Source organism: Pseudoalteromonas sp. CO109Y (assembly GCF_004208935.1).
Classification (GTDB): Bacteria; Pseudomonadota; Gammaproteobacteria; order Enterobacterales; family Alteromonadaceae; genus Pseudoalteromonas; species Pseudoalteromonas shioyasakiensis.
The window spans coordinates 483,554-500,029 of the sequence record NZ_SGPD01000042.1 but is presented as its reverse complement, the minus strand read 5'-3'; the positions used below and the strand labels follow the sequence as shown (position 1 = coordinate 500,029).

Annotated in this window: 15 protein-coding genes; 5 read left to right on the top strand and 10 right to left on the bottom strand. The window is 40.6% G+C overall.

Annotated features, from left to right (window positions below; genetic code table 11):
- Positions 1 to 5: 5 nt before the first annotated feature.
- Complete coding sequence (locus tag EXT43_RS19885; RefSeq protein WP_062564725.1) at positions 6 to 623, bottom strand: glutathione S-transferase; 618 nt, start codon at positions 621 to 623, stop codon at positions 6 to 8.
- 47 nt (positions 624 to 670) lie between these two features.
- Complete coding sequence (locus EXT43_RS19880; RefSeq protein ID WP_062564724.1) at positions 671 to 1,702, bottom strand: NADP-dependent oxidoreductase; 1,032 nt, start codon at positions 1,700 to 1,702, stop codon at positions 671 to 673.
- 187 nt (positions 1,703 to 1,889) lie between these two features.
- On the opposite strand from EXT43_RS19880, the gene EXT43_RS19875 reads away from it, so the two are divergent.
- Both EXT43_RS19875 and EXT43_RS19870 read left to right on the top strand, forming a co-directional pair.
- Positions 1,890 to 2,297, top strand: coding sequence for a hypothetical protein (locus tag EXT43_RS19875; RefSeq protein WP_062564723.1), 408 nt, complete (start codon positions 1,890 to 1,892; stop codon positions 2,295 to 2,297).
- An 11-nt stretch (positions 2,298 to 2,308) separates the two neighbouring features.
- Positions 2,309 to 3,151 carry an SMP-30/gluconolactonase/LRE family protein gene (locus tag EXT43_RS19870; protein ID WP_130167757.1) on the top strand — a complete coding sequence of 281 codons (843 nt, stop codon included), beginning with the start codon at positions 2,309 to 2,311 and terminating at the stop codon, positions 3,149 to 3,151.
- On the opposite strand, the gene EXT43_RS19865 is transcribed toward EXT43_RS19870, so the two are convergent.
- The 3 genes from EXT43_RS19865 to EXT43_RS19855 all read right to left on the bottom strand — a co-directional run bounded on the left by EXT43_RS19865 (position 3,148) and on the right by EXT43_RS19855 (position 7,266).
- A complete protein-coding gene (locus tag EXT43_RS19865) occupies positions 3,148 to 3,381 on the bottom strand; it encodes a helix-hairpin-helix domain-containing protein (protein WP_063527592.1) in 234 nt (77 codons plus the stop codon). The two genes, EXT43_RS19870 and EXT43_RS19865, sit on opposite strands and share 4 nt — an antisense overlap.
- A complete protein-coding gene (locus tag EXT43_RS19860) occupies positions 3,371 to 4,366 on the bottom strand; it encodes a hypothetical protein (protein WP_062564720.1) in 996 nt (331 codons plus the stop codon). The genes EXT43_RS19865 and EXT43_RS19860 overlap by 11 nt, the downstream gene beginning before the upstream one ends.
- Positions 4,367 to 4,530: 164 nt before the next feature.
- The gene (locus tag EXT43_RS19855) at positions 4,531 to 7,266 is read right to left on the bottom strand and encodes a TonB-dependent receptor (protein ID WP_130167756.1); all 2,736 of its coding nucleotides are present in this window, start codon (positions 7,264 to 7,266) and stop codon (positions 4,531 to 4,533) included.
- Between the two features lie 259 nt (positions 7,267 to 7,525).
- Between EXT43_RS19855 and EXT43_RS19850 the strand changes: the two genes are divergently transcribed.
- Positions 7,526 to 8,731 carry an anhydro-N-acetylmuramic acid kinase gene (locus tag EXT43_RS19850; protein WP_130167755.1) on the top strand — a complete coding sequence of 402 codons (1,206 nt, stop codon included), beginning with the start codon at positions 7,526 to 7,528 and terminating at the stop codon, positions 8,729 to 8,731.
- 3 nt (positions 8,732 to 8,734) lie between these two features.
- Here EXT43_RS19850 and EXT43_RS19845 read toward each other — a convergent pair whose 3' ends face one another.
- On the bottom strand, positions 8,735 to 9,211 hold the full coding sequence (locus tag EXT43_RS19845) for a hypothetical protein (protein WP_063704069.1): 477 nt from the start codon (positions 9,209 to 9,211) through the stop codon (positions 8,735 to 8,737).
- A gap of 183 nt (positions 9,212 to 9,394) precedes the next feature.
- Positions 9,395 to 11,272: a GGDEF domain-containing protein gene (locus EXT43_RS19840; RefSeq protein ID WP_130167754.1), complete on the bottom strand. Its 1,878-nt coding sequence runs from the start codon at positions 11,270 to 11,272 to the stop codon at positions 9,395 to 9,397.
- 207 nt (positions 11,273 to 11,479) lie between these two features.
- On the opposite strand from EXT43_RS19840, the gene EXT43_RS19835 reads away from it, so the two are divergent.
- Positions 11,480 to 12,301, top strand: a complete 822-nt coding sequence (locus EXT43_RS19835; RefSeq protein WP_240701544.1) for a hypothetical protein — start codon at positions 11,480 to 11,482, stop codon at positions 12,299 to 12,301.
- 40 nt (positions 12,302 to 12,341) lie between these two features.
- Positions 12,342 to 12,818 (top strand): hypothetical protein, encoded by a 477-nt coding sequence (locus EXT43_RS19830; protein WP_062565892.1) that lies wholly within the window; start codon positions 12,342 to 12,344, stop codon positions 12,816 to 12,818.
- Positions 12,819 to 12,852: 34 nt separating this feature from the next.
- Here EXT43_RS19830 and EXT43_RS19825 read toward each other — a convergent pair whose 3' ends face one another.
- The 3 genes from EXT43_RS19825 to EXT43_RS19815 form a co-directional block, all read right to left on the bottom strand.
- The gene (locus EXT43_RS19825; RefSeq protein WP_062565891.1) at positions 12,853 to 13,188 is read right to left on the bottom strand and encodes a hypothetical protein; all 336 of its coding nucleotides are present in this window, start codon (positions 13,186 to 13,188) and stop codon (positions 12,853 to 12,855) included.
- Positions 13,189 to 14,078: 890 nt separating this feature from the next.
- Entirely contained in the window at positions 14,079 to 15,116 is a 1,038-nt protein-coding gene (locus EXT43_RS19820; protein ID WP_062565890.1) for a methionine synthase, read from the bottom strand.
- 11 nt (positions 15,117 to 15,127) lie between these two features.
- A complete protein-coding gene (locus tag EXT43_RS19815; protein WP_062565889.1) occupies positions 15,128 to 16,105 on the bottom strand; it encodes a DUF1852 domain-containing protein in 978 nt (325 codons plus the stop codon).
- Positions 16,106 to 16,476: the final 371 nt, after the last annotated feature.

Here is a 16,476-nt window from a genome sequence, read left to right as displayed (position 1 = left end):
TTGAGTTAACCGTATTTTGCTTCTAGCTCATTGGCTGTGTGATAACTTTCGTGAGTTTTCAGTTGCTCTAAATAACGTTTAATTTCAGGGAAATGTGCTAGCAGGCCTGCCTCATCAGCTTTCTCTACAACAAAAGACATCATAAAATCAGCGCCGGTCAAAGTTTCATCCACTAAGTACTGCTTACCTTTTAATTGCTGATTAACATAACTCAGTATCTTGCCAATTTCATGATCAGCATAATCACCAATAAAGTTGGTTTTACAGCCATCTTTTGTAATAAATAATTTTAATAAAAAAGGGACCATTGCTGAGCTTTCGGCAAAATGAAGCCATTGCTGATAATCAACATAGTTGTCGTTTTGCAGGCTTGGCATAAACTTGCCTTTACCGTACTTACTAATTAAGTAGTCGGTAATTGCGCCAGATTCTGTAATTACTTTACCGTTATCTTCAATAACGGGCGATTTACCCAGCGGATGAATTTGTTTTAGTTCATCAGGTGCTAAGAAGGTTTCTTTATTGCGTTGATAAGCAACAATGTCGTAATCGACACCAAGCTCTTCCAGTAACCAAATAATACGTTTAGAGCGTGATTTATTTAAATGGTGTAATTTAATCATTCGTTATCCTTAAAAATGGCGTAGCCAAGCTGACTACGCCTTGAAATTTAAATTGGCTGCTGAACTTGCACGACAGTTTTACCGAAGTTCTCACCATTTAACATCGCATTAAAGGCGTTCAGCGTATTTTCGAAATTAGCTTCAAGATGCTCTTTATATTTGATTTTTCCTTCGCTTAACCATGTTTGCATGTCTTTTGCGAATTCCTCATAACGATGGGCGTAGTCATCAAAAATAATAAACCCTTGTACTTTAATGCGTTTCTTTAAAATGTGACTCATAAGCATAGATAAGCGATCTGGACCTGGCGGCAGCTCGGTAGCGTTGTACTGTGATACTAAACCACATAACGGAATACGTGCTTTTGTATTCAACAGGGGTAACACAGCATCAAATACATGGCCACCGACATTTTCGTAATAAACATCAATACCATTATTACACGCTGCGCTTAACTGCTCTGCAAAATCATTTTCTTTGTGATCAATACAGGCATCGAAGCCTAGGTTTTCAACGGCATGTTGACATTTTTCTTTACCGCCAGCTACGCCAACGACCTTACAGCCTTTTAATTTAGCTATTTGCCCTACAGTTGCACCGACAGGCCCTGTAGCTGCAGCAACCACGACTGTTTCGCCCGGCTTTGGCTCACCAATATCTAAAAGCCCCATGTAGGCGGTAAAACCAGGCATACCCATAATTCCAAGTGCATACGAAGGATTTTCAGGGTTTTTCCCCAGTTTCATTAAGCCTTCAGTGTCGCTTATTGCGTATTCTTGCCAGCCTGTGTATGCCAACACCCATTCACCTTCTTGGTAGTCAGGGTGGTTTGATTGCTCAACTTGGCATACGGTTGCGCCTACCATCACATCACCAATCTTTACAGGATCAGCGTATGATTCAGCATCACTCATTCGTCCTCGCATGTAGGGATCAAGTGATAGATAAATGGTCCTGAGTAATACCTCGCCATCTTTTGGCGCTGATACTGAGTTAGTTTTTAAAACAACATTTTTATCATTCGCTACGCCTTTTGGACGTGTCTCAAGAATATATTGACGATTTTGAATATCAGACATACTAGGCTCCTTTTGCCAGCAGTAAATTAAGATACGCCTTTAACGTTTTGCGGGCATAACATTAAAAATCAACACTAAAATTGTAATTGCTGAGTAACACGCTCATTATAGGGTTACTCACGGTTTTGCACTGGTTATAGGAACGGTGTATGCTGTTTTTAGGCTGAGTTAATTGAAAAGGATTGATATGAAGCGCATTTTACTATTATGTGCAGCGGTTTTTGCAACCTCTGGTCAAGCCAATACCGATGTACTATCAGTGGATCCGGTCATGCTCTCTGGCAGTGCTTTTTCATTTGAGAATGATGCCAAGCGTTACCCTAAGCAAAGCCAATTTAGCATTGTCCATAGTGTATTAATGAGCAGTGAAAGTGGTCGCCGTTTAGCGGTTGTGACGATTGAAAATAAAGCATCGGGGTCGCGAATTCTTCAGGCTGACCATATTATGGCGCTGTTTGCCGATGGGCGTCGTGTTCATCCTCAGAGCTTTGACGAAGGTATTAAGTTAGATGATGGCGAAAAGCGTTCTTTGACATTATCTTTTGGTGAAAACGAATACCCAATTTTAGCGGTATACACGAGTTTAGATGAGTAAAAGGAAGACCTATGAAACTACTTAAGCCACTGGCAATTACATTACTTTTAAACTCACCGTTAACCTTTGCAGTTGATAGCCAAGACTTTGTTAAAGATAACGTTTTTACGCAAGGCGTTGAAGGGCCAACCATGTATAACGGTGCCTTGTACGCGGTGAACTATGCCCAGCAAGGAACCATTGGCCGCGTTGATAACATGGGCAAAACATCGTTATTTGTAAGGCTACCAAATGACAGCGTTGGTAATGGCTTACAGTTTGACTCACAAGGCAATTTGTTTATTGCTGATTATGTTAACCACAATATTTTAAAAGTACCTGCTGGCAGCAATAAAGCAGAAGTGTTCGCCCATAATAGTAAAATGAATCAACCCAATGACATTGCTATCACCAAAAGCGGGGCGCTGTTTGCAAGTGACCCTAACTGGGCGAACGAAACGGGCCAGCTGTGGCGTATTAATGCAGATGGCAGCACTCATTTACTCGAAAAAAACATGGGTACCACCAATGGGGTAGCGGTTAATCACGACAACACGAAGCTTTATGTGAACGAGAGTGTGCAGCGAGTTGTTTGGCAATATGACTTAGATGAGAACTTAAACATTAGTAACAAAAAAGCTTTGATTAAGTTTGCTGATCATGGCTTAGATGGCATGCGCGTTAATAATCAAGGGCACGTCTTTATTACTCGTTACGGCGAAGGGAAAGTGCTTGAAGTCTCGCCAAACGGCAAACTCTTAAATAGCTATCAATTAAAAGGCCAGCATCCGACGAATTTGGCTTTCAATGAGACGCAAAACAAAGTGTATGTCACCATGCAAAAGCGCGGTGCAATAGAAGTGATTGAGCTTTAGCCTTGTTTTGCTCGTGCAATCGCGGCGGTGATTGCCGCTTTTGCTTGCGGACTATTTTGCCAACAACTTGAATGCAGCATCGTCGCGACTCGCTCAGCAATTGTGTTGGCATCAAACCCGGCTAACTCCTCAAACGATTCAATACCGATTTCTTCAAACCGTTTTATCACCGTTGGCCCAACACCTTTGAGTGCTAAAAGCGCGTTGCGCTCTTGCTCGTTAAATGGCATTTGTTCGTTCCTTGTTCATTGCGTTTATAAAATGATGAGGGTCATCTAGTCCCAGGAAAACAGTGTTGATATCACCCATAGGTTCAATGAGCTTAATTTTAATATTCGGGTAGCCAGAATAGTTGTAACGTTTGATTGAACGAGCGCGTGCAATAAAGTCGGTATTTAAATCAATGGATTTGATATTTTCTAAAGCAATATTGTAAGCAGGATAGAGCCCACAGCGAATAATGAGTTGTGATTTACTAATAGAAACAGGACGCTTTGCAACTGCTCGGTATTCTGCAATGAAGAATAAAAGACTAAATATAGTTAAACCAGTGATTATGTTTGCTGCTGTTGATGACCACACAAAGTGTATGAAGAAGTGCATCATGAGCAGTTCTAATAAGATAATAAAAATAAAGCCAAGTAAGTTAGCTTGTGCGCCGTCTTTATTATGATAACTAAAATGTTGTTCACCAGTGAAATAACTAGGTTTAATGTGTTTAGCGTAAAATAAGAAAGCCCACATCCGTGTTTCGAAACATAAAAAGTTTGCAATAGCACTTTGTTTGAAAAGCTTTTTAATTGGCCTTTCTATAGCTGTGTCTGGGTCGGTCTGCTGGCTTAAAGCGGATTTTATTGCCAGGTACACAGTAATAAGAGCGCTTAGCTCTAAAATTACAATCAAAGCTAAAATCCCGTAACGACCTTGCTCTAAGAAATGCATTAAAAACTTGTTTTGTTCGGGAACAATGTAACTCCCCACTAAAATAGCTAGTGAGCACAACATCAAGGCTTTTAAAGCTGCTTCTTTCTTATTTTTAATTAATATTAAGCAAAGTACAGGTAATACTATCAGTGCATCAAGCAGGTATAACCATTCAAAGTTTGCTTTACCAAAGTCATTTAACGGGTGGCTACCTTGGTAATACATACCCCAAAAAAGACTAATACTAATTAGGAAAATAAATGGGATTTTTGACTTTATTGATTTGAGCATTACATCTTCCTTGCTGTTTTTTGTTGCTCATATCATAACCAACAATCTAAACACTGTCCCTTTTTTATTGTTGACATAATTACAGCCTGTTTAAAATAAAAAAGCGCACCGGGCAGGGTGCGCTTGAGGGGATCAATCCTGTGTAGCTAAAACAGTAGGATTAATTAGAAGCTTGGAGCATATCTCAGTGAAACACCGACTGAGCGGCCAATCACACTATAATCACTCACGGTGTTAAAGTGGTTTGCGCCTACTTCAGGTGTTGGTGGTTCACGGTCTAATAAGTTATCGACACCAAAGTTAACAGCAAGTTCCTCATTAACTTGCCATGCAGCGGCAAAGTCTAAGTAATTTTGTGCTGAAATTGTTTCTGAACGGTCAACAGCATACTCTACTTCACCGATTCTGCGCCAGCCAAGTTGGAAGTTCATGTTATCTAACTGCCAATCAATGCTTGCGCGGTGTTTGTAATCAGCTTGCAGGATACTCGCAAAGTCGCCCGAGCAGGCGCTGCCGTACGTTCCTTTACAGTCAATTTCAGCCACCGTACTGTTGTTTTGGCGCGTTTGCTTAGTAACAAAGTTACCTTGGTACGAGAATCTAAAACGACCACCCATTTGCTCTGGTGCATCAATCACATAATTTGCTGCAACGTCGATACCTTCTTGCTCAATTGCGGCTAAGTTAAAGTCATTGACGATAGCTGTGCTAATAAAACCAGTGTTTGGATCGCGAAGTACCGCACCACACAATGGGTTGTTTGGATTCGGGTCATCAACATAACAGCTTTGCAGTGCAGCACCTGGTTGAATTTGGCTTACCGCATCTGTTACACGAATACTGTAGTAATCGAGTGATAAATCAAAGCCTTCTAAATAGCCAGGTGTATAAACAATGCCTAATGTATCAGATTCAGCTTGTTCAGGTTTAATATTCGGGTTACCACCGTAGGTGTACTCTGCCGTGCTTGAATCAAACTCGGTGCCAACAGGCGGCGCACCAAACGCAGCACATTGAGTCGCATCACCGGTGCCCAGTAAACATGGATCGCCGTTATAACGCCCTGCTAGGCGTGGTACAAACTGATCGCTGTTTTGGTCAAATAACGATAACGATAGCGCTGTGATTGGGCTGGCAAACTCACCTAAGTTAGGTGCTCTAAACGCGGTTAAGCGGTTGGCGCGAATACGAATGTCACTGTTTATTGCCCAGTTGATACCTAGTTTGTAAGTGTCTTCTGCTTCGGTATTTGAGTAATCAGAAATACGGTAGGCACCTTCAAAGCTAAGCTCTTCAGCAAAAGGTTTATCAACTAAGATAGGCACTAAAATTTCAGCGTAGAACTCTTCAGAGCTAAAGCTTGCATCCATATCAAATGCGCTGATAGACGCAAAGCTGGTACCGTTTCTAAATGCATCACCTGGGGTTTGTTTACCGGTTTCTTTACGGTATTCATAACCAATTGCAAAATCGATAGCGCCGGCTGGTAATTCAAATAAGAATCCAGAGTCACCTGACAGTGTTGCTGAGATCACACTTTGTGTACGGTCGCGAGTGGTATATAGCAATGGGTCGCTAAAGTCGCTGAAATCATGGTTTGGATCAAAAATATCCACTGAATTTGCAAGGGCAGCAAAGCGACTATTACCGCTGTTATCATTACGGTATGCGTTGTTGTATATGGTGGCTACTTCATCAGTTTTGCCATACTGGCCATATACGTCATAACGTAAGTAGTCAGTTAAATCACCTTTTAAACCCAATTGAAATTGCATTGAATCACGCACCGCTTCGGTGTGTTGCACGGCTAAACCTAGGTTACGTTCAACATTAACAAGGGCATTGCCTTCGCTATCAAACGTGAGTTGGTCGCGTAGTTCATCTGGAATATACGCGTTGTCTTGCGTGAGGGTCACTTGCTCGTTTACAAAAATCGGTGTTTGACCACTGGCACCCGCACCATTTACGGTCACTTTAGAATACATTGCGCGGCCATAGGCAATGGCACTGTCGCTTACATCAACGTCAAATAATAAGCCCGCAGAAAAACGGTCCATCGGTTGAGTTAAATAACGGTCAGCTGTGAAATCAGTTGTTTGACGATCACTTGTTACAGCTCCTGAGTCAGCAATACCAATGCTATTGCCAGATGCAACGTCAGTATAATAACCACCGCTGTTGATCATTGCCGTTGAGTTTTCAAGCGCATAGTCACGCTCGCCGGCTAATAACTCTTTTCGCTCTGTATAACCAATATAGCCTGTTACATGGCCGCGACCATCGGCGATGTCACCGCCAAAAATAGCCTCAAAGTTAAGCTTTTCGTTACCGCCATCGGCACTTTCGTAACTGGTTGAGAACTCAGCGCCAGTAAAATCATCGTCTAAAACAAAGTTTACAACGCCGGCTACGGCATCTGCGCCGTAAACCGCTGCTGCACCACCAGTTAATACATCAACGCGTTTAATTAACCCGGCTGGAATGGTGTTCACGTCAACCGAGTTACGAAAACTAAATGGTACTGCGCGAGTACCGTCAATAAGTACTAATGTACGGTTTTGGCCAAGGCCGCGTAAATCTATGGTTGATGAGCCAAATGAGTCACCGACTGTGGCACCGGTGCTGTTTGCACCCGCCGCAGCTTGTGGCAGTTTTGCTGTAATATCTTCAACGTTCACTGCACGGTCTAGGTGAATTTGTGCTTCATCAACGCTCACCACTGGGCTACTTGAAACCAGCTCGGTACGTTGAATACGTGAACCCGTTACGGTGATCACTTCAGGTTTTTTTACTTCAGTAGTTTCTTCTGCGTGGGCATAACTAATTACTGAACTTACAGCGAGAGCTAAAGGTGATAGCAGCAATAGCGAGCGATGCCCTGTTGATGTATTTGCTTTCATGATGATTCCCTTGCGTTTTATCATTTAAATCAACGCAGGTTGGTGAGTGACCTAGACCATTTAGTTAATTTAATGAGTCATACTTTTTGTTATGATGCTTGTGTGTTCTCCTTTTGGGGAGCTCACCGGTACAGTTTTAAAGCAATTTAAAAGTCTTTGCAATAATTATTCTTTAAATCTATTATTTTAAAATATAAACTATTCCAACTCATCAACCCGCTTATTTACATCTAATAAGCTGATTTTAAGTGATTTATTTATGCATCAACATATTGAAAAACTGTATTTAAGCGCAAAAAAAGAAAGAAAATTAATAATTGGTCTAATGAGTGGTACCTCGTTAGATGGCCTTGATATCGCGCTATGCGAAGTATCAGGGCAGGGCATGAACACTCATGTAGAAGTATTAAAGTTTACGACGGTCGACTACGACGATGATTATAAAACGCGTGTAAAGCGAGTGTTCGCCAAACGCGAATGTGATCTTGAAGAAGTCACTTTACTCAACCCTTGGATTGGCCAATTACATGGTGAAATGGTTGCCAAAACGTTAGCCAGCTGGGGAGTAGCAAAAGAACTTGTTGATGTGATTGCCAGCCACGGACAAACTATTTATCACTGCCCTAAAAACCAACACAAGCGTGCAGAATATGGCAATGCAACACTACAAATTGGTGACAGCGATCATTTAGCGGTGACTGCAGGTATTACGACCATAGCTGATTTTAGACAAAAGCACATTGCTGCGGGTGGCGAAGGCGCACCGCTTGCGGTATATGGTGACTACTTGTATTTCACAAGTACCAGCGAAAACCGTATTTTGCTAAATATGGGCGGTATTGCAAACTTAACCTACTTACCTAAATCTGCAGATGCACGAGCGGTTTTTAGCTCTGATATAGGCCCTGGCAATACCATTATGGATGCCTATGTGCAGCGTTATTTTGCACCACTTCATTATGATAAAGATGCCGCTATTGCAGCAAAAGGCACGGTAAGTGAAGATTTACTCGCAGCGCTGTGTGATGATGCGTTTTTTGCTTTAGGGTTTCCAAAAACAACCGGGCCTGAAGTGTTTAATCTAGAGTATTTATTTGCAGCACAAGCACGCTCGAATACGCAGAGTTTATCGCACTTTGATGTGATGGCAACTTTAGTGCAGTTTTCAGGGGTAATGATTGCTAAAGCAATTAACCAATGCAGCGAAGGCTTGACCGATGTGGCTGTTTACGCCAGTGGTGGTGGAGTTCATAACCCATTATTAATGGACATTATTTTGGCTAATTGCCCAGAACTTTCTGTTATAAAAAACACCGATTCGTTGGGGATAAACCCAGATGCAAAAGAAGCCGTGTTATTTGCAATTTTAGCGAACGAATGTTTGTCGGGCGGGCAACAATGCTTTGGTAATACCGAGCAAGGGATCCCCGATATTACCATGGGTAAAATTAGCTTTGCTGACTAGGCCCTAGAAAAAGGCTAAAAAGCTTGCGCCAATATTACTGATGTAATGGCGTAAGCCATGGTTTTTAGCTTGCTCAGAAGTTAATAGCTCTGGTGATGTGCTCGCTGCAATGCTGACATCAAATTGGGCGCTGTCTTTAAGTGTTGCATGCATGCCGTGTAGCATTAATTGCAATACAAATTCACCACTGTGAGTAACATCCTCTAACGTAAGCATAATAACGTGCTGATCTAGATCGTGTTGCGTTAAAGTATGCGCAGTAAAGTACGCAGACTCACGTGCATCAGGGCGCGTTGCACTGATAGAGATCACATCACCTTCATGGGCATCATCTGGCAGCACACAACAAAATACAACACGCTTTTGCTCATTAGCCGCAAAATGCAATTGTTCATATTCCATAGTATGCGCAAGCGCAGCACATAAAGGGTCTTCACTAGATGGGAGTGCAAACGAAAGTTGCACCAAGGCACTGTCCATTACTTCTTCATTACGTTAGGTGATTAAATTAGCGTCAATTATTGATCAATTAGATGACAGAATTATGACTATTGTCATATTGCGGATTATTTATATCAAAAACAGAGGAAAGTTGAGTGTTTCATTCGTTTGGTCGGATTTTAGTCTGTGTCTTTTTTGATTGCTGTTGAACTCTTCTTAAAGCTAAGAATAAACAGTATTTCTGCCGCCTCTTTTTGCTTCATAAAGGTGTAAATCTACCCTTTTGGCTGCCTGTTCAGACGTTTCATTTGGTGCAATTTCTATAACACCTAAGCTTATCGTTGCGCTTATAGACAATGATGTATGTTCCTTTTCGGCAACAGAAAGTCTGATGCGCTCGGCAATATCTTTTGCATGCTCTAAAGATTGATTCTCAAGCACAATTAAAAACTCTTCGCCGCCGACACGACCTACCCGATCAGAACAACGGACGGTTTGCACAATCGTATTGGTTATGGAAATGATTAATTCATCACCAATATCGTGACCGTATTGATCATTGACCGCTTTAAAATGATCGATATCGATAGAAATTAATGAGCTGACTTGCTGATTGAGTTTGTTTTGCAGCATGACGCTTCGTTTTAAATTTAATATAGCTCTGCGATTCGCTATGCCTGTTAGTTCATCTTTTAAAGCGAGTATTTCAAAGTACTTTTTCTGGCGAACTTGTTTGAATGTATAAACGGCGAATAAGAGTAAACACAAGCAAGTTATCATCATAGTTAAGCCTTGCCAAAAAGACTTATCTTCGGCTACTGATAATAGCTTTTGTTGTAGCTTTGACTCATGTTCTAAACGAGAAATCTCAAGGATCTGCTGTTCATAATTAAAGTTTAATCTGGCAGAAATAAGCGTATTATTTGCGATAGCTTGTTGTTTATCTTTAATTAAAGAGATTAATTGTTGTTGAGATGCTATTTGTAAGGAAGTATCTCCTGTTGCAGCTGCAAGCTGCGAGGTTAAATTTAAATAACGCTCCTTTAAGCTCTTGGGCCAAGATTGTTGTTGCGCGGCGGCTATCTTCTCATGAAATGAAAGGGCGGCTTGCAACTGAGCTGTAGCCAAGTACCATTCTGATTTAGTGAAGTTGTAAAGAGTCAAAATCCAGCTGTCAGTAACAGAGAGCGTGTTCGACTCAGTTAGGTATGACTCAGCCTGAGATAGACTGTTAAGTTTTATATTGAGTTCTGTAAGTTTAATTAATATGTAAGCATATCCGTTGTCGCTTTCGAAACGGCGAACATCTTTTTTAATCGACTCGTATAGCTCAATAGCCTTTATTAAGTCGCCTTTTTCTTCATAGGCATACGCGAGTTGATCCGCTACTTTGTACTGCTCTTGCTCATTGAATTTCGTTAACGCTAATTTGGCTCGCTGCAGTTGTTCAATTGCAAGTTCATAGTTGTACAACGCTATGTGAATATCGGCAATTTCTTTTAATGCGAGTGCTTTTTCGTAGTCATTACCTGCTTTTTCAAATAACTGATAAGCAGTTTTAGCAGAGTCGAATGCTTCTTGATAGTTGCCTTTAGCTAACTGAATACGGTTAAGTACTATGTGGGCAAGAGCAATGATTGACAATTTTTTTGAAGAGGTTATTTCGTCTAATGACGACGTGTTAATTATTGGTTTTAAGTGTTCTAGAGCTGTTTGATAATTACCTTGTGTATACTCTTGGTTTGCTTCACAGACAGCAAGTTCCTGTATTAAGTTTAAATTGTTTGCTTGATGAATGACTGGTTTGGCTGTTTCTAGAAAATGTTTATATTCGCTAACCCTGTTTGGGGTTGATACATTAGAAAACCAACATTTAAACGCCATCACTTGCGCATCATCTAGCGCATTTTCATAAGGCATTTGCTTTTCTAATCTAGCTAAAATTTCGACAGATTCAGAATATGTTGTATAACCGTGAAGAACACGGCTGATTTCACTCTGAACATCCTTTGCAGCCACATTGGTTGCAAAAAATAGCAACAAGCACAATATCCTTATCATTTGAGCATTACTCCATAAAGCTACTCTGATACCAATCAATGATATTTTCTTATAATTGAAGTTAGCTTAGCATAATGAAATTTTTGCTTATAAGATTTTGCGTTGAAAAATATAAATAATTTAATGCTTTAAGCTATGATTGGTTACTTTTGGGATTTGAAAGCAGCTCAACACAAAGTAATGGAATTGTGTACCTAAAATGGTATGGTTATTTTAAATAGTTTTAATTAAAAGGATGTTTTTTTCATGTTAAACAAAATATTACTGTGTAGTGCTTTGTTATTTTCTGTTACAGCACTGGCTGAAAGACCAGACTATTTTAATGATGAGATAGAGCAAGAGTATCTCGCGGTTTTAAAGCATATGGACGAAATGATGCCGCAAACCGATGTAGAGCTTGCCTATTTACCCTCTTTTTACCCGTTTAGCATCTTTGATATACATGCCACAAAATTTAAAAATGACAAAGATAAGCAAGCGTTCACTAACTTTAATTTAGGAGTGCTTGGTAGTCAGTATTTAAATGTTGAACAGCAGTTCGGAACAAAACTCCCTAATTTATTTATTTGCAAAAAAGATCAGTGTACTGAACAAAGGCTTAAGTTAATTAGGTCTTTTTTAGATGTATCAGAGGCACAAATTTTAGCATTTAAAAATAGCCAAAATTTGAAACTCATACAGCAATCTGCGCCGCACGTTTACCGTGTTAACAATACTTTTTACTCTCCCACCCAATTAATAAGCTATACACCATCAAGATATGCTGGGTTTGTACCCTCTGCCGATTATAAAATTCTAAGCCCTGATGCAGAGCCAAACTTGATGGAGCTATCAGCTGATACACAAGAACTCAGAGATTTAATGGTTGAGTATAAGGTTGCAGCTATTACAAAAGATGAGTATGACAACATTAATGTGATTTTCGGTGGTCTTAGTGATAATCATTGGGGGGTGGTCCTTTTAGACAATTATAGTATACCTAGGGAGGGGGATAGGAATGCTTTTGGCCTTGAGTATGAAATAATCAAACCACTCTCCAAGACAAGTTTTTATTATCAAACTAATTAAACCAAGTTTTATCAACAAACAGTTATCAATGGAGTAAACAATGGGGTTGTCTGAAAATAACAAACTAAAGCCCCATAGTTTTGTGTTGAAAAGCTTTGGATTAATAGCACTTTTTGTATCCTTAACAGGATATGCCACCGAGCAGCAAGTTCAGCAGCACGTAGATGCGTTTATTCAGAGTCAATATAAAGATCATTTTCCAGAATTAGTCTCTGATGATGAAATTGGCCGATTAAAGCGTTTTTATGAGCATAGTGATGGAAGAGTCTCTATATTTTGGACTTATCAATCAGGCAATGTTTGGTTAGAGAAGCTGACTCTCATTAAGGTGCAAGATGATGGTTATAGCGAATTGTCGTCTATTTCTATTAACGGCGTAGTAGATAGTACGAAAAAGATTGGCGAACAGCTTGTTATACAATTACGTACATATGATGAAAGTGATCCTCGTTGCTGCCCCAGCAAGAAAACCACTTTACGCTACCGTATTTATAATAGTGATTTAGTTAAATTATAGCCTGGTTGTTTTGCTTCAGGCTATAAATCAAGAATCAGCAAATATGATATTCGCCATGTGGTTTGTTGCTGAACATAAAGGCTTGTAACTCAGATTTAAGTACTTCGACAATGTCGTTTGTAAATGGCGTTCTGATTTCACCAGAGTCTAAATACCTAAGTAAATCAGTTTCATGCTTGAGAGCTGACTGAATAGAGTAGTTAATTGGGTAAGTAACTTTAAATTGTTTGCGTGATATCACGTTGTCGTGGTTTTCAATCTCAACATAAAAAGTTAATTGCTCGTCTTCTTCGTAAATGTCACTACAGGTGCCTTGCTCACGAATACAATCTAAAACAATATTTTTAATGAAAATATCAAATTCGTTCATATTAATCCCTCAATTTTTGCCCATCCATTGGGTACAACTGAAATCTAGCAAAAAATAATTAATCTAGCCAATTCAATTTTGCATCTTTTGGATTAACACTTTCTGAACGGGGTGGTTTAAAAGCATTAGGGGGGACGTAGGAGTTAGTTGATAGAGAATAGTCGTTAGAGGATAGGATGCGCGAAACAGGTTTCACGCCTACGTTGTAGCAGCGGCTTTATGCCGCGTCATTGATAAATTTTACGAGAAACGAGAAACGAGAAACGAGAAACGAGAGGCGAGATAAAACGCGATGTAAATTGGCCGCTACACAATCAGGTCCATTCCAAATTTAAAATCTGACGGGCTAAAGCCCGACCTACAATACAGGTCGTCATTTATGGCGACTAGAGGTGAGGTAGACGCGCACCTCGCAACTTTCTCTTAAAAATTCGCTAACTTACCCTCGCAATTAAACAACCATAAACGCGATGTAAAATGGCTGCTACACAATCAGGTTCAGACCAAATTCAAAAATTGACGGGCTAAAGCCCGACCTACATGTAGGTCGTCATTTATGGCGACTAGGGGTGAGGTAGAAGCGCATCTCGCATCTCGCTCCTCGTAACTTTCCCCTTTCCCCTAGTAACTCACTAACTTACCCTCGCAATTAAACAACCATAAACGCGATGTAAAATGGCTGCTACACAATCAGGTCCATAGCAAATATAAAATCTGACGGACTAAAGCCCGACCTACAAGGTCGTCATTTATGGCGACAAGGACTCGACCCTCGCGTCTCGCACTTCGATCCTCTCACCTCGCATCTCGATCCTCGAACCTCGCACCTTTCCCCTAGTAACTCGCTAACTACTCCTAAAGCCTAGAGCCTAGAGCCTAGAGCCCAGAGCCTAAATCCTAGCCCCTAAAACCTCCCCCCTCACAATCTCTGCGCCTTTACTTAGCGCACTGAGCTTGGCGCTTGCTATGTTGCGAGGAAGGGGAGCCATACCGCAGTTTGTGCATGGGTAAAGCTTGTCGGCATCAACATATTTCAAGGCTTCGCGTAATGTCTGTGCTACTTCATCAGGGGTTTCGATTTCATTGCTCGCTACATCAATGGCACCAACCATCACTTTTTTGCCGCGAATGAGTGCTAATAGCTCAATGGGCACGCGAGAGTTGTGGCACTCAAGTGAAATAATATCGATATTCGATTTTTGAAGTTTTGGGAATACTTCTTCGTATTGACGCCATTCATTGCCTAGTGTTTGTTTCCAATCAGTGTTGGCTTTAATGCCATAGCCGTAGCAAATGTGCACGGCGGTTTCGCACTTTAAGCCTTCGATTGCTCTTTCTAGGCACTTAATGCCCCAGTCATTAACATCATCGAAGAACACATTAAACGCAGGCTCATCAAATTGAATAATATCAACACCAGCAGCTTCGAGCTCTTTCGCTTCTTGATTGAGGATTTTGGCAAATTCCCACGCTAGTTTTTCACGGCTTTGATAGTGGGCGTCATACAAGGTATCGATCATGGTCATTGGCCCTGGCAATGCCCATTTTATAGGTTGCTTGGTCTGCGAACGTAAAAACTTGGCGTCTTCAACAAACACTGGTTTGCTGCGTGATACCGGGCCAATTACACTTGGTACACTGGCTTCGTAGCGATTACGAATGGTCACTGTTTTACGGTTTTCAAAATCAACGCCATTTAAGTGTTCGATAAAGGTCGTTACAAAGTGTTGGCGAGTTTGCTCGCCGTCGCTCACGATATCAACGCCAGCTTGTTGTTGCTCTTGTAAGGCAACACGCAGCGCATCTTGTTTGCCGTCGATAAGCTCTGCGCCTTGCAATTTCCAAGGCGACCATAAGGTTTCAGGCTCAGCAAGCCAAGCAGGTTTTGGTAAGCTGCCAGCTGTCGATGTGGGTAATAACTTTCTCATTTTTACTCTCTTTAAATCGCGTAGTTAGCAGACCATTTCTCAAGCATTGATTGATAAGGCTTAATAAAGTGCTGCTCTGTAAATTTACCTTGTGCAATCGCAAGTTGGCTGCGCTCTTCACGGTCGTAGACAATCTGCGTGATCGAGTGATCGGCGTTTCTTAAATTTGGTTGATAGCAACTACCCGCCACGGCATTGGCATTATAAATTTCTGGACGGTAGATTTTTTGGAATGTTTCCATGGTGCTAATCGTGCTGATCAACTCTAAGTTGGTGTAATCGTTCAGCAGGTCACCAAAGAAATAAAACGCCAGCGGAGCAACTGTGTTTGGTGGCATAAAATAGCGCACCTGCAAGCCCATTTTTTTAAAGTATTGCTCGGTTAATGACGACTCATTTGGTTGGTACTCAGCACCTAAAATTGGGTGTTGGTTTTCTGTACGATGGTACGTTTTGTTATCAGACACGCTTAAACAAATAACAGGAGGTTTTTTAAAGTGTTGTTTATAGGTTTCTGAATTTATGAAGCTTTTAAAAAGTTTGCCATGAAGATCACCAAAGTTTTCGGGAATGCTAAATTCGTTTTTCGCTTTGTTATGATCAAGCAGCAGTACGCTAAAGTCGTAATCACGTACATACGATGAAAAGTTATTACCAACAATTCCTTCGATACGTTCATTAGTTTGGTGATCAATGATATTGGTTTTTAATACCTCAATAGATGGGAAAGCTTCAGCGCTCCCCGCAATTTCTAAATCAACCGAAATGATTTCAAGTTCTACTGAATAGCGGTTGCCTTGCGGGTTATCCCAATTTGCTAGTGCATTAAAGCGGCTATCAATCATTTTTAATGCATTACGCAAATTTTGTTGACGGCTTGCGCCTCGTGCCAAGTTAGCAAAGTTAGTTGTAATACGCGTGCTGTTAGATGGGTGATAGTTTTCGTCTAGCTTTAAACTTTTAACTGTATATTTAAAATCGTTGTTCATAGCAATGTGTCCATATTTCCTGAGATAAATGATTGCTGCTCACCTTCCTTAAATCGCTAGGTCATTAACCTTGAGGTGGCTTGGTATCAATTTATACGTGCTCAGTATCATGAAGAAAAACGTTTTTATTTCAGGTAAAACATGAGGCAGATTCATAAATATTTACTGTTTTAGTAAAACATTTAGGAAGGGATAGTGAAAAAATGCTTTAAAGTCATTTTGGACGTCTGGATTTCTAAATGGGTTTGTTAGAGTTGCAGTAATTTCATATAAAACGTGAGTAATATTCACTACTTAACAGGACTTTTGAGAGCAACCCCGTACTTTATTGTTGTTATACTCGGTTCCCTAAACCAACAACATAGACAAAT

Bases quoted from the DNA above. Each gene is read 5' to 3' on its own strand.
- EXT43_RS19885 (WP_062564725.1), bottom strand. From the start codon at position 623: ATGATTAAATTACACCATTTAAATAAATCACGCTCTAAACGTATTATT.
- EXT43_RS19880 (WP_062564724.1), bottom strand. From the start codon at position 1,702: ATGTCTGATATTCAAAATCGTCAATATATTCTTGAGACACGTCCAAAA.
- EXT43_RS19875 (WP_062564723.1), top strand. From the start codon at position 1,890: ATGAAGCGCATTTTACTATTATGTGCAGCGGTTTTTGCAACCTCTGGT.
- EXT43_RS19870 (WP_130167757.1), top strand. From the start codon at position 2,309: ATGAAACTACTTAAGCCACTGGCAATTACATTACTTTTAAACTCACCG.
- EXT43_RS19865 (WP_063527592.1), bottom strand. From the start codon at position 3,381: ATGCCATTTAACGAGCAAGAGCGCAACGCGCTTTTAGCACTCAAAGGT.
- EXT43_RS19860 (WP_062564720.1), bottom strand. From the start codon at position 4,366: ATGCTCAAATCAATAAAGTCAAAAATCCCATTTATTTTCCTAATTAGT.
- EXT43_RS19855 (WP_130167756.1), bottom strand. From the start codon at position 7,266: ATGAAAGCAAATACATCAACAGGGCATCGCTCGCTATTGCTGCTATCA.
- EXT43_RS19850 (WP_130167755.1), top strand. From the start codon at position 7,526: ATGCATCAACATATTGAAAAACTGTATTTAAGCGCAAAAAAAGAAAGA.
- EXT43_RS19845 (WP_063704069.1), bottom strand. From the start codon at position 9,211: ATGGACAGTGCCTTGGTGCAACTTTCGTTTGCACTCCCATCTAGTGAA.
- EXT43_RS19835 (WP_240701544.1), top strand. From the start codon at position 11,480: ATGTTAAACAAAATATTACTGTGTAGTGCTTTGTTATTTTCTGTTACA.
- EXT43_RS19830 (WP_062565892.1), top strand. From the start codon at position 12,342: ATGGGGTTGTCTGAAAATAACAAACTAAAGCCCCATAGTTTTGTGTTG.
- EXT43_RS19825 (WP_062565891.1), bottom strand. From the start codon at position 13,188: ATGAACGAATTTGATATTTTCATTAAAAATATTGTTTTAGATTGTATT.
- EXT43_RS19820 (WP_062565890.1), bottom strand. From the start codon at position 15,116: ATGAGAAAGTTATTACCCACATCGACAGCTGGCAGCTTACCAAAACCT.
- EXT43_RS19815 (WP_062565889.1), bottom strand. From the start codon at position 16,105: ATGAACAACGATTTTAAATATACAGTTAAAAGTTTAAAGCTAGACGAA.